The 12,839-nt window shown below is 60.6% G+C and carries 12 protein-coding genes and 1 tRNA gene; 6 read left to right on the top strand and 7 right to left on the bottom strand.

Annotation, left to right across the window (positions count from 1 at the left end; genetic code table 11):
* Positions 1 to 278: 278 nt before the first annotated feature.
* Positions 279 to 368: transfer RNA gene (locus AEAC466_RS40580), tRNA-Ser, on the bottom strand.
* A gap of 159 nt (positions 369 to 527) precedes the next feature.
* Here AEAC466_RS40580 and msrA point away from each other — a divergent pair.
* Positions 528 to 1,196, top strand: coding sequence for a peptide-methionine (S)-S-oxide reductase MsrA (msrA, locus tag AEAC466_RS40575; RefSeq protein WP_023459695.1), 669 nt, complete (start codon positions 528 to 530; stop codon positions 1,194 to 1,196).
* 123 nt (positions 1,197 to 1,319) lie between these two features.
* The gene (locus AEAC466_RS40570; RefSeq protein WP_023459694.1) at positions 1,320 to 1,715 is read left to right on the top strand and encodes a hypothetical protein; all 396 of its coding nucleotides are present in this window, start codon (positions 1,320 to 1,322) and stop codon (positions 1,713 to 1,715) included.
* Here AEAC466_RS40570 and AEAC466_RS40565 read toward each other — a convergent pair.
* The 3 genes from AEAC466_RS40565 to AEAC466_RS40555 are packed head-to-tail and all read right to left on the bottom strand — an operon-like array spanning position 1,672 to position 4,054.
* Positions 1,672 to 2,490, bottom strand: coding sequence for an NAD(P)H-hydrate dehydratase (locus AEAC466_RS40565; protein ID WP_023459693.1), 819 nt, complete (start codon positions 2,488 to 2,490; stop codon positions 1,672 to 1,674). The two genes, AEAC466_RS40570 and AEAC466_RS40565, sit on opposite strands and share 44 nt — an antisense overlap.
* On the bottom strand, positions 2,487 to 2,972 hold the full coding sequence (locus AEAC466_RS40560; protein WP_023459692.1) for a hypothetical protein: 486 nt from the start codon (positions 2,970 to 2,972) through the stop codon (positions 2,487 to 2,489). The genes AEAC466_RS40565 and AEAC466_RS40560 overlap by 4 nt, the downstream gene beginning before the upstream one ends.
* Positions 2,973 to 2,977: 5 nt before the next feature.
* A complete protein-coding gene (locus tag AEAC466_RS40555; protein WP_023459691.1) occupies positions 2,978 to 4,054 on the bottom strand; it encodes a transporter substrate-binding domain-containing protein in 1,077 nt (358 codons plus the stop codon).
* Positions 4,055 to 4,311: 257 nt separating this feature from the next.
* On the opposite strand from AEAC466_RS40555, the gene AEAC466_RS40550 reads away from it, so the two are divergent.
* A complete protein-coding gene (locus AEAC466_RS40550; RefSeq protein WP_035430367.1) occupies positions 4,312 to 5,010 on the top strand; it encodes a fumarylacetoacetate hydrolase family protein in 699 nt (232 codons plus the stop codon).
* A 123-nt stretch (positions 5,011 to 5,133) separates the two neighbouring features.
* Positions 5,134 to 5,910, top strand: coding sequence for a glycine zipper 2TM domain-containing protein (locus tag AEAC466_RS40545; RefSeq protein WP_023459689.1), 777 nt, complete (start codon positions 5,134 to 5,136; stop codon positions 5,908 to 5,910).
* 42 nt (positions 5,911 to 5,952) lie between these two features.
* Here the strand turns inward: AEAC466_RS40545 and AEAC466_RS40540 are convergent, their stop codons facing one another.
* The gene (locus AEAC466_RS40540) at positions 5,953 to 6,105 is read right to left on the bottom strand and encodes a hypothetical protein (protein ID WP_155913813.1); all 153 of its coding nucleotides are present in this window, start codon (positions 6,103 to 6,105) and stop codon (positions 5,953 to 5,955) included.
* A gap of 160 nt (positions 6,106 to 6,265) precedes the next feature.
* Here AEAC466_RS40540 and AEAC466_RS40535 point away from each other — a divergent pair, with 160 nt between their 5' ends.
* Positions 6,266 to 8,722 carry a hybrid sensor histidine kinase/response regulator gene (locus AEAC466_RS40535; protein WP_023459687.1) on the top strand — a complete coding sequence of 819 codons (2,457 nt, stop codon included), beginning with the start codon at positions 6,266 to 6,268 and terminating at the stop codon, positions 8,720 to 8,722.
* 20 nt (positions 8,723 to 8,742) lie between these two features.
* On the opposite strand, the gene AEAC466_RS40530 is transcribed toward AEAC466_RS40535, so the two are convergent.
* Positions 8,743 to 10,305: a tetratricopeptide repeat protein gene (locus AEAC466_RS40530; RefSeq protein WP_023459686.1), complete on the bottom strand. Its 1,563-nt coding sequence runs from the start codon at positions 10,303 to 10,305 to the stop codon at positions 8,743 to 8,745.
* A 138-nt stretch (positions 10,306 to 10,443) separates the two neighbouring features.
* Between AEAC466_RS40530 and AEAC466_RS40525 the strand changes: the two genes are divergently transcribed.
* Entirely contained in the window at positions 10,444 to 12,354 is a 1,911-nt protein-coding gene (locus tag AEAC466_RS40525; RefSeq protein WP_031239393.1) for a S9 family peptidase, read from the top strand.
* On the opposite strand, the gene AEAC466_RS40520 is transcribed toward AEAC466_RS40525, so the two are convergent.
* A complete protein-coding gene (locus tag AEAC466_RS40520) occupies positions 12,355 to 12,702 on the bottom strand; it encodes a hypothetical protein (RefSeq protein WP_023459684.1) in 348 nt (115 codons plus the stop codon).
* Between the last annotated feature and the right edge of the window lie 137 nt (positions 12,703 to 12,839).

Raw genomic sequence — 12,839 nt, 5'->3', positions numbered from 1 at the left:
GACGCATATGCATATTGGTGCATATTTAAATCGTCAAGTGTAAACTCACGGCCAAGAGTGCCGCTCTGTATTTCCATTCTATTTGTGAAATGAAATAATTATATAAAATCAAATAATTAAGTGATTTTAGTGAAGGCGGAGAGGGCTTGGCTGCGCTGCGCTCCGCCGAAACCGTCGCTGCGCCTGGCTTTCGAACCCCACATTTTTGTAAGTACCGAGCGAATCTGAAGCGCCGGATCGCCATTAAAAAAGGCCCCCTTGCGGGAGCCTCTTTTTAATGGCGGACAGAGAGGGATTCGAACCCTCGGTACGCTTGCACGTACACACGCTTTCCAAGCGTGCGCGATCGACCACTCCGCCATCTGTCCATCCATCAAGGCCGCGCCCGGTCAAGGCGCGCGGAAGGCGGCCTTTATACCCATGCCGGACGAATGAGCAAGCCCGGATTGCCTCTTACACCCGCTTTTTTTGTAACTATATTGAACGCCGACGCGTATATTCCTCGCAATCGAGAAGGAAAGTTCCCCATGTTCGGCCTAAAATCCCAAATGGTCACCCGTTCAAACGCCCTCAGCGGGCGCAGCGAGGCGATCCCTACCGAAGACACCCACTTCGTTCTTCACACCCCGATCAAGGGGCCATATCCCGCCGGATCGGAAACCGTGGTCTTCGCCATGGGCTGTTTTTGGGGTGTCGAGCGCAAGTTCTGGGAGCAGGACGGCGTCTTTACCACGGCGGCCGGCTATATCGGCGGCTACACGCCCAATCCGACCTATAAGGAGGTCTGCACCGGCCAGACGGGCCATACCGAAGGCGTTCTGGTTGTCTACGACCCGCAAAAGATCAGCTTCGCCCAGCTTTTGAAACTGTTCTGGGAAAGCCACGATCCGACGCAAGGCTACCGTCAGGGCAACGACGTCGGCACGCAATACCGGTCGAGCATCTACACCACGACCCAGGCGCAATACGACGCCGCCATCGCCAGCAAGGCCGAGTTCCAGAAGGCGCTGACCGCCGTGGGCAAGGGCGCCATCACCTCGGACATCTTTCCGCCGGCGCCTGACGGCGAATCGGCGGGGGCCATAGCGACCGAAACGCCCTTCTATTTCGCCGAAGGATATCATCAAGGCTATTTGGCCAAGAACCCGGATGGCTATTGCGGCCTGAAGGGCACGGGCGCGGTCTGCGCCATCTGATTCGGCGACTGAGACTGAAAATGCCGTGCGCTCCGATCGGGCGCACGGCATTTGTGTAACCGGGCGCCAGTGAACCGAACTGTCTGAAAGCGCGTAACTACTGCATGGCTTGCGGAGTTCATCATGCCCTTTAAAACTGTATCCGCCTTGACGGGGGTGGTGTGCCTGATACTCGCCGGTGTCTGGCTGATCCTGCCGCAATGGATACTGACCCACTGGCAGGTGGGCTACGACTATGGCGATGGTCTGGTGTCGCGGCGCATGGCCTGCCTGTTCGTCGCCTTTGGGGTTATCCTGCTCAGCATCCGCAAGGTCGATGTGCGCGAAGCGCAACGGGCGGTCAGCAACGGCGTCATAGTGGCTTGTCTGTCCCTGATCGCGCTTGGACTCTATGAATGGCTCAGCGGTCATGTCGGTGACGGCATATGGTTCGCCATGGCGCTTGAGGCCGTCATTTGCCTAGGCTTTTTGACGGTCAGAGCCCCAGCCCGCGCAACACGGCCGGTATCTGTTCGCTAAGGTCTTCCGAAATCAATCCGGGCCCGAACAGGCGCGCCGCCTCGGCATGAATCCAGGCGGCGGCGCACGCGGCTTCGAACACCGGCATACCCTGCGCCATCAGCCCGCCCGCAATACCGGCCAGCACGTCGCCCGATCCGGCGGTTGCCAGGGTGGCGGGGGCAGCGCGATTGACGACGATGCGGCCGTCCGGCGCGGCAATGACCGTATCCGACCCTTTCAACAGGACCACCGCGCCACTGGTTTGCGCAGCGGCCAGGGCGGCGTCTTCCCGATTTTGCACCGCGCCGAACAGTCGGGCGAATTCTCCGCCATGCGGCGTCAGCAATGTGGGCGCGCGAATTACGCCAAACAACTCTTCGGGCCGCGCCTTGAAAACCGTCAGAGCATCCGCATCCAGAACGCAGGGTTTTCCGGCAGTCACGGCCGCCAGGACGCAAGCCCGGGTGCGGTCAGTCACACCCGCCGCCGGCCCCAGGATAACGCTCGATATACGTGGGTCCGACAACATGTCGGCGAAGACATCCGCGTCCTTGGTCGGGCGAGTCATCACGGCTTCAAGTGCGGTGGCGTAGACGATCAGGCTGGCCGGATCGCAGGCCACGGACACCAGGCCCGCCCCGATACGCAGGGCGGCGCGGGCTGCCAGCCGTGACGCGCCTGTGCTGGCCACCGGGCCGCCCAGAACCACCGCGTGGCCACGATCATACTTGCTGCCGGCGCTCGATGGGCGGGGCAGGGCGCTTAGCCACAGATCAGGTGCGTTATCGGTCATAGGAAGGGGAGTGTCCTTTCCAGGGTCGGCGTGTCAACCCGGCTGTAACGCGGGGGCAAACCGGCGCGCAGCCGCATCCAGTCCTCCATCATCGCCGCCTGTTGTTCATAACCGTACCCCGTATAGGCGCGCCCGTCGATCCGGTAGTGGTAGCGGCCGCGTTCCCGCAGGATATATTTCCATAAGGTCAGGCCGGTTTCATATTGCCAGACGTGGACCAGTTCGTGAGCCAGCAGGCTGATACGTATCGGATCGGCGCCGAAATCGGGCAGCAACCCCGGCCAGAAAATGTTTCGTCCCCGCACCACGATTTGTGTCCCGCGGCCCGCCAGCCGAGCAAGATGCGATACCCAGTGATGTCGGTCTATCAGGCGCACCTCGGCCACAGGCACGGCCTGGGCCAGCCCGTCGGGCAGGGCAGACACTTCGGCGGCGGTAAGCCCCCTTATAGAATCCTCGCGGTGTGAATCCGTGGCGGTCATCAGGCCTATTTCTTGCCGAACCACTTATCCGTCAGGCGGTCATAGGTCCCGTCCTCACGGATCGACAACAAGGTCTGATCGACGGGGCGGCGCAAATCGCTGCCGTTATGGAAGACGAAGCCATAGTCTTCGCTGTGAAAGATCGGACCGACGACGTTGACCGTGCCTGATCCCTCATGCGCGGCAATATATTGCAAAACGGGGGCATCATAGACGACGGCATCGACCTGTTTCGCCCGCAGCGCCTGATAGGCGGCAGCGGCGTCACGGAAGGCCAGGATGCGCACGCCATTGCTTTTGAGGTAGTCCTCCGACGTACTGGCGGTGACGGTGGCGACCGTCTTGCCGACCAGATCGTTCGGACCGTTGATTTCGCTTTTGAACTGCTGGACGGTCAGTGTGGCGGTCAGGGTCGCCGTGTAGAAGGCGACGAATACCACGCTGGTAAACATCCACAGCACGGCGACGACTCGTGAAATCCAGTGACGCGGCATGGAATCGGCCTGAGTGGCGAGCGTGCCCATGCCCCAGAAAAAGGCCTGGAAAATGCCGGGGAAATAGGACTTTGACGGGATCATGCCTTCTGGATGATGCCGTTCCGCCAGCCAGATGATATGGGCGGGGATAATGGTCAACAGGCAGGCAATGCCCAACCAGACCAGTATGGCCGGTGAGAATAGCAGGTGCAGGAGGCTCTCAAGCGCCGTCGATTCCGGTCCCGGACGCGTGCTGCGCACCAGAATCTGGAAGCCGCCGTTGAGGATGGGCTGGGAAAAATCGAAACGCTGGTCGCGGTCTGCGGTAATGGACACGGCGCCGACGCCGACATCCGCCTCCTTGCGGGAAACAGCCGTCAACTGGCCTTCGACGTCCGGTTGGGTGGTGTAGGTGCTGTGCCAGTGGCGGCGCTTAGCGATCTCGTTCCACAGATCAATGCTAAAGCCCGAAAACTGGCCATTCTGTTGCTCGACAAAAGGCGGCAGCACGCGCACGCTGACATGGACGGTCCTGTCCTGGGCGTGAGAGAGAGAAGGCGACAGCAATAAAGCTATCGCGACAAACAAGGCTGAAAACGCCCGCATTCATTTCACCGTCCGTATGATACCAAGCCTTCACGACACAAAGTCTGGGGTTGCTCAATGTCAGCCATATCGCGATCCCAGACCACTGATCGAATCTGGATATTCGATCATCGGGCCTTATAAACTTATGCAAAGCCGTTGCCCATAGGAACGCATCCGTGTCACGATGATGTCGGACCCGTTCAAGGGCCGCATCACCCCTGTTTAGGCACGTTTTGACCGCAAAGTGCGCTGTACCGTTCTGAAAGGCTTTCGTCGTGACACCCCTATTTGAGCCGCAACCGCCCGTAATGATTCTGACGACGCGCGGTGACGCCTTTCCAGTGCGCAGGGTGTTCTGCATCGGGCGCAACTATGCCGCTCACGCCATTGAGATGGGCAGCAATCCGGAGCGCGAGCCGCCGTTCTTTTTTACCAAATGGGCGGAAACGGTCGTGCCGTCGGGGAGCACAATCGCCTATCCGCCGGAAACGCAGAATTACCAGTTCGAAGCGGAGCTGGTCGTGGCGATTGGCAAAGCTGGGCGCAATATCGCCGCCGAAGACGCCGCATCCCACATCTATGGCTACGCCACCGGGCTCGACATGACGCGGCGCGACCTGCAATTTGCCGCGCGCGACAAGGGCCGCCCATGGGATATCGGCAAGAATGTCGAACAGGCGGCACCTGTCGGATTGATCCACCCCATCGCTGACACGGGCCCCCTGGATCACGGGGCGATTACCTTGACTCTGAACGGCGAACGCAAACAATCGGGCGACCTGTCCGACATGATCTGGTCGGTCGGGGAAATCATCGCCTTCCTGTCGCGATATTATCGCCTGGAGCCCGGAGACCTGATCTATACCGGTACGCCGTCCGGCGTCGGGCCGGTAACGCCAGGCGACCGTATCGTCGTCGCCATCGACGGTCTTAGCGACACGGTGATTATGGTGGGGGCACCTGCTGCCGACTAAAGGCCAAAAATTAAAGGATTGTGGCCCTTCGGATTTCCCTAAAATAGCCCTTATTGCAAACTTATATGGTTGGGTGCAGCCTGTTTGCTGCTTGTACACCCGCGCTCACAAGGAGACGCCATTATGATTAATCTGAGGAAACTGACGGTCCCGTCGCTGCTTGCACTGGCGACCGTGTCGCTGGGCCTGCCGATGGCGGCCCACGCCCAATACGACACCCGCGCCTATGACGGGTACTGCTACACGCGCAAGTCCGACGCCGGCACCAATGGCGCTGTTTTGGGCGCGGTCATCGGCGGTCTGGCCGGCAGCCAGGTGTCGAAGCACGAACGCGGCCTAGGGACGGTCGGCGGCGCCGTTATCGGCGGTGTGATCGGCAACCAGGTCGGCAAGTCGTCGGTCAAGTGCTACAACGGCGCCTATTATGCTTATCGTCCGGGCCGCTATTATTCGCCGCCGCCCGCGCCGGAAGGCTATGACATTATCTATTTCCGCGACCGTCCGCAGACCGGCTATTACGACAACGTCTATTACGATCCGCCCAGCCAGCAGGCCTACAATAACGGCCGCTCGTACAGCGACGACAGCGATTACCAGTCCCAGCCTTACAATAGCTCTCAACCCTATCGCAGCTATAGCGACAATTCGTCGAGCCAGTATTCGTCCTCGACCTATCAAGGTTCGTCCTATGGCACCTCGCGTCCGCGCAGTGCTCAGGAAGGCTGGCGCGACGATCAAGGCCAATGGCATGACGGTCGGCCGCGCAATGTCGGCTGGCAGGATGACGCCGGCCGGTGGCATGTCGGTCAGGTCGTAGCTTACGGTTGGCGTGATCGCAACGGTGGCTGGCACGAGGAATCGAACAGCTATCAGAGCAGCAATTACAGCTCCGGCAACTAACCCAACAGAAAGCCCGGGAGGTGGCGACGCGCCGCCTCCCGGTCAAACCTTGTCCTCTGCCGTGCCGATCTGTGAAGGCCGAATGAGGAGAATTTGCGGAGAGGCGGCGGCCATGGGCTGCTGGATGCCCCAGTTAATCTGGTGCTGCGCGGCGGTGGCACGCTGAACGCAGCTCGCCGTCTGCAATAGCATCATAAATCGGGCTGTTCCTAACGGCCAAAATAGGTGGAAAAGGCCGCTTTGCGCAGATTTCCACATTGCCTCTTTATGGCAGTCACCGCGATTTTTGCCCTCAAATATCCTGCGCCTCCTCTTTGAACGCGGGATAAACACGCGTTTCCGGTTGAGGGGTGGCATGTCATCTGAAGTATCCAACCTGTTTCCGTCGAGCCACGGTATGATGGCGGAAAAGGTGCGCCGGTTCGATTGGGGCACCACCTCGCTGGGGCCCATTGAACGCTGGCCGGCCTCTTTGCGCATCGTCGTCGATCTCATGCTGTCGTCGGCCTTCCCGAAATGTCTGTTCTGGGGGCCGGATCTGATAGCCATCTATAACGACGCCTACCATCCGTTGACGGGCAACAAACCGGATTCGCTGGGCGAACCCTATCGCGTCACCTGGGCCGAGGTGTGGCAGGACATGCTGCCTATTATCGACAAGGCCTGGGCCGGCGAGGCGACCTTTATCGAAGACCACATGATACCGGTGGCGCGCTATGGCGTGCCGGAGGAAGCCTACTTCACCTTCTGTTACTCACCGGTTCGCGATGAAACCGGTGCCGTGGTCGGCATCATGGATACTGTGGTGGAGACTACCAGCAAGGTAACGACCGAGAAAAATCTGAAGTCCGAGCGTGAAGCGCTCATGCGGTTGTTCGAACAGGCGCCGACCTTCATGACGGTCTTGCGCGGGCCGGATCATGTGTTCGAATACGCCAATTCGCCATATCTCAGCCTGGTGGGCAACCGCGACATCATCGGCAAGCCGCTTGCCATGGCTCTGCCCGAAGTTGTCGAGCAAGGGTTCGTCGACCTGCTGCATACGGTGTACAAGACCGGAGAGGCCTTCACCGCCTATGCGGCGCCCGTCAGTCTGATCCAGCCGGACGGCACGGTCGAGGAACGCTTCCTTGATTTTGTTTATCAGCCTATTCGCGACGCCGACGGCACGGTCAGCGCGATCTTTGTCGAAGGCGCCGACGTTACGCCACGCCATTTGGCAGAACAGGCCTTGCAGGACCGCGACGACCGGCTGCGGGAACTGAACGAAAGCCTGGAACGTCAGGTCGCTGACCGGAGCGCCGAACTCGACCGTATTTTCCGTAAGTCCCGCGATGTACAGATCGTGGTGGGTTTGGACGGCGTCTTTTTGAATGTATCGCCCGCCTGGGAAACCATACTGGGCCGCAAGCCATCAGAAGCCATCGGGCGTCACTTCAGCGAATTCATTTGGCCAGAAGACGCCGCGCACAGCCAGGCCAACCTGGATCAGGCCATCATGCGCGGCGACCTGACCGATTATGAAACCCGCTACACCCACGCCGATGGTTCGCCGCGCTGGATTTCCTGGCGAACCACGACGGAAGGCGACCGTATCTACGCCTATGGTCGCGACGTCACGCACGAAAAAAGACAGGCAGAAGCGCTGCAACATACCGAGGAGCAGTTGCGGCAGGCGCAGAAGATGGAGGCGGTGGGCCAGTTGACAGGGGGCATCGCCCACGACTTCAATAACATGCTGGCCGTCATCATGGGGTCGATGGACCTGCTGGGCCGGCGCATAGGCGACGGCGATCCACGCGCCAAACGGTTCGTCGATGCCGCTTTGGAAGCGGCCAAGCGCGCCGCTAACCTGACTCAGCGGTTATTGGCCTTCTCGCGCCAGCAGCCACTGCGGCCGGAATCGATTAACGTCAATGCCCTGGTCGCCAACATGTCCGACCTGCTGCGTCATTCACTGGGGGCCGATATCCGCCTGGAAACGGTTCTGACGGGCGGACCGTGGCAGACCCATGCCGATCCGAACCAGCTTGAGAACGTCATCCTGAACCTCGGCGTCAATGCACGTGACGCCATGCCGGACGGCGGGCGCCTGACGATCGAGACGCAGAATGCCCATCTCGACGACCGCTATGTCGCCGCTCATATCGGTGTTCCGGCCGGGCAATATGTGCTGATCGCCATTACCGACACGGGGGAGGGGATGACCCAGGACGTCCTGGCCAAGGCCTTCGATCCGTTCTTCACCACCAAGGCGGTGGGGAAGGGCACGGGCCTGGGGCTGAGTCAGGTCTATGGCTTCGTCAAGCAATCCGGCGGTCACGTAAAAATCTATTCCGAGCCTGGGGAAGGGACGACCGTAAAGATTTACCTGCCGCGCACCCTGGGCAAGGATGTCGAAGCCGAGGAGGACGTCACCAATGCCACCGCGCTGATGGGGGAGAACCGCGAGGTAATATTGGTGGTCGATGACGAGCCCGCTGTACGCCAACTGAGCGTCGATGCCCTGACCGAGTTGGGCTATCGCGTACTGGAAGCCGAAGGGGCGGCATCGGCGCTGGCGCTGATCAACCTGCATCCGGAAATCGCGCTTCTGTTCACCGATATTGTCATGCCGGAAGCCAATGGCCGAAAACTGTCCGATGCCGCCCGGTTGATCCGGCCTGACCTTAAGGTGCTTTACACGACCGGCTACACCCGCAACGCGGTTGTACACAACGGTGTGGTCGATGCCGGCGTCGAGTTGATCGGCAAGCCGTTCAGCATCGATCAGCTGGCCGCCAAGGTCCGCGAGATGCTCGACCGCGTATAGCTCTTGAGCGATAAAAGGCCCTAATTACCCGATGAATAGGTCGGCCAGCTCAGGATGAGCCCATATTTATCGACCGCGGCCTGGACATCGGGCCGACTGCGTACGGTATTGAAAAGCGCACGGTACTTTACCTCCAGGGCGGTCGGGTTCGGCGCCGGCAGATAGGTTTGCAGGTCGATCAACGCGCCGTTTCGCGTCTTGGGATCGTCGAGTTGCGCGATGACCAGCTTCGCCAGGCCGTCTGCGTCCCCGACGCACAAAAGCGCCGAACGCAGAGGACCGTAGCCGTCCTTGGCGTGATCGCGCATGTAACCGAGCGACGTCGCCAGATTTGCCTGATCGCCCAATTGCTGGTAGGCGCAGACCCGAACCTCTTCGGCGGCCATCAGACCGTAAGGACTGGCATCGTCTCCCTTGGTAATGCCGGCAACAGCCGCAATCGCCTCCTTGGGGCGCCCTCTTTGATAATAGAGGTCGCCGAGATTGACCGACTGGCTGACGGTGTCGCCGGCCTTTATGCCTTCGTCACGCGCCTGGATTTGCGCCGTCAGGGCATCTTCGCTCCGGCCCAGATAGTTCAGCAGGAAACTGCGCAACATGATCACCCACTGGAGTTGATCATCTGTGTCGGAGAAAGCCGGCTTGTCCTTCGGGGCGGCGGCCATCTTCGCCAGGGCGTCGTCGAGAATAGCCAGGGCCTCTTTCCACTGTCCGGTATTTTTCAGCGCTGACGCCAGGGACAGGACACTTTCCAGTTCCGCCGGATGCGCGGCCACGCGCGTGCGTGCATCCGCGATTTCCTTGTCCTGAGCGGCCTTGTAGCGGGCGGCGGCCTGGCTGACGTCGACAAAGCGCTGGTATCTCTTGTCGACATAGATCGGCATCAGCGAGTCAGGATAGGTCAGGCTGGCCAAGATATCCTTCGCGCCGGCCTCGTTGCCGGTTTCGACATAGACTTCGAACAGACTGCTCCATAGGCCTTCGTCCGTGCCTGGACCGCTATCGGCCTTGTAATCAATCTTTCGCAGGCCTTCGAGTATGGCCAGGCGTTTGGCCGTGCCGTCGGGCAGGTCCTTCGCCTTGCGCAGGGCGCTGAATATCGCTGACGAACTGAGATTGAGCGCTGCCTTGGGATAGTCGGCGATCAGGCGGCTGACAGCATCGACCATTTCGGCGTCCTTCTCCTGTCTCCAGGACAGGCCGACCACCATGAACCAATAGTCGGAATCGCGCAGATCGGGCGCCATTTCGCCGGCCTTTATGAGGGCGTCGTAAGCCGGGGCCGGATTGTTAAGCTCTCGCTCGCACACGGCCAGCATATAGTAGGTCCAGTAACGGAAGTCCGGCTTCATGCTGCCGAACGCCGGGCTTTCGATGATGCGCATGAGGTCGCCCTTGGCGCCAATCGTATCCTCGGACTGCCCTTCGTTTATCGCCTGGCGCAACAGGACTTGCAAACGCGCCTGCTCCGATGCGCTGACCTGTGTGGCCGGCGGCTTTAGCCGCGAAGAGACCGTGTCGGCGTGCGCGCATGGCGAAACGGCAAGCAGAAGTGCGGCCGCGGCGATGGTGTACTGTTTCATGATGGTTCCCCCCAGTCCCGTAATCCCTCAGTCCGGTAATCTATGATGGCGGTCCCGGTTTGTCATCCGTTTTTGCCGTTGACACGCGAAGGGGAAAGTCATCACTTGAAACTATCTTTCCCTATTGATGAGTTTGCCGTGAGCCTGATCGCCTTTTTCGCCGCCGTCGCCCTGTCCCAGGCCGTCCCGGCCACCGACCCGATCCTCCACCGTTATGATGGCCTGGCCTTGTCGCCGGACGGTGCGCGAATTGTCACCATCGATTCTCGCATGCCGGTAGGCAAGCCTAGCGCACCGCATGGTATCCTCACGCTCCGCAATGCTGCGGGTAAGGTCACGGGCGAAGCAGACCCGTGCACCACCTGTCGCTATAGCGATCCGGCCTGGTCGCCGGACGGCAGCCAGATCGCTTTTCTCGCGGCGGACGGCAAGGCGGGTACGGCAACGCTCTACGTCCTTAAGGACGGTCAGCCCCGCATCGTGACCACTCTAAAAGGCGTGGCCGCCAAGCCGCGTTGGTCGCCGGACGGCAGCACCATCGCTCTTCTGGCGGTGGAAAATGCCCGCAAGCAGGTTGGCGCCACACAGGCCGGTGCCGCCCGGGTCGGCGAAATCGGCGCGGCCACCGCGACGGATGAGCAGCGCATCGCCACCGTGCCCGCCGCCGGCGGCACGCTCAGCTTCGTGTCACCAGACGACACGTGGGTCTACGAATATAACTGGACGCCGGACGGCAAGGGTTTTGTCGCCACCGCTGCCAAGGGGGATGGCGATAACAACTGGTGGACCGCAAAGCTGGAATATTTCGGCCCCGGCACGGAGCGTGTCATTGCTGCGCCGAAGACCCAGATCAACATGCCACGCGTATCGCCGGATGGAGCCAGCGTCCTCTATATCGGCGGCTTGATGAGCGACTTCGGTTCAATCGGTGGGGATGTCTATACTGTGCCCCTGACCGGAGGTGAGCCGCGCAACCTGACGCCGGACTATCCTGCAACCTTTACCGGCCTGACGGTTACGCGGGGCGGTGTCATGGCGACGGTGACACAGGGCGGTGAAACAGGTATCGCCCGCATCGACCCGGTCAGGGGCGGAGTCAGCCAGGTCTCGGTATCGGCGGTTGGCACCATGGCCGGTGACGGCCGCGTTGCTTTTGATGCAGCGGGCAAGACCGCTGCCGCCGTTGTTGAAAGCTTTACGAAGGCCCCGGCCATCCATATCGGCAAACCTGGCGCTCTGAAGGCCGTCACCACCGACAACGATGCGCTCAGCGTACCCTTCACCGCCCAAAACGTCACCTGGCGCAATGATGGCTTCAACGTTCAGGGCTGGCTGCTCACGCCCGCTGGTCTGGACCCAGCGAAAAAGCACCCGATGATCACCATCATCCATGGTGGTCCATCGGCGGCGGTGACGCCACGCTTTTCCAGTTCCGGCACGGCTTATGACTTGCTAAAGGCGGGGTATCTGGTCTTCCAGCCCAATCCGCGCGGGTCCTACGGCCAGGGCGAAGCCTTCGTTCTATCCAATCGCCGGGATTTTGGCGGCGGCGACCTGCGCGATATCCTGGCCGGTATCGACGCGGTCGAAAAGCTCGCGCCGGTCGATGACGCGCGCCTCGGCGTCACGGGCGGATCCTATGGTGGCTTCATGACCATGTGGACCGTTACGCAGACGAATCGTTTCAAGGCCGGGGCGGCAGGCGCCGGTATCGCCAACTGGATCAGCTATTACGGTCAGAACGGCATCGATCAGTGGATGATCCCCTTCTTCGGGGCGTCGGCCTATGATGATCCGGCCATATACGACAAGCTGTCGCCGATCCGCTACATCAAGAACGCCAAGACACCGACCTTTGTCTATGTCGGCGAACGCGACATCGAAACCCCGGCGGCGCAATCGCTGGAGTTCTGGCACGGGCTGAAGGCGCAGGGTGTAGATACCACGCTCATGATATACGAAGGCGAGGGGCACTCTATTCGCAAACCGGAAAATAGCGCCGACCTGGCTAAACGAATTGTCGCCTGGTTCGATAAGTATCTGAAATAATCAGAGATCGAAGGTGCGGGTATCCGGGACGTGGGGGCTTGGCACCGCACTGCCCGTGCTGGGTTGTGCGTCGTCGCGCGCACCTTCGTCCGGCGCGTCTGGCGGGGTTTCGCCCGCGTCGATGAGGTCCTCCGCCGTAGCGTCGTCGGCGTTTCCGGCCGGTCCGGCGGGTGCGGTATCGAGCGCCGCGCGCGTGGCCTTCAACGTTTCGGCGTCGGAGAGCGGCTTTTCCCCGTTACTGGTGTTTAGCGTTTTTTCGTCCGTGCCTTCGGGCGGAAAGGGATCGGGCTGGTTCGTCCTTTGCTCGGTTTCGGCATGTTCAGCGGTTTGGGCGGTGGTCATGTTCATAGGATTCTCCTCTTTCCGCCAATCTAGGACAGGGCCGATAAGTCCGGTGTGCGATACGCCGTGACAGGCGTAAGAAAATGATGTGCGAAACCGGTTGCCAAGCGGACCAAAATTTCGATACTTCGCGCAGGCATATG

The organism is Asticcacaulis sp. AC466, assembly GCF_000495815.1.
GTDB lineage: Bacteria > Pseudomonadota > Alphaproteobacteria > Caulobacterales > Caulobacteraceae > Asticcacaulis.
This window is presented reverse-complemented; position numbering and strand designations above follow the sequence as displayed.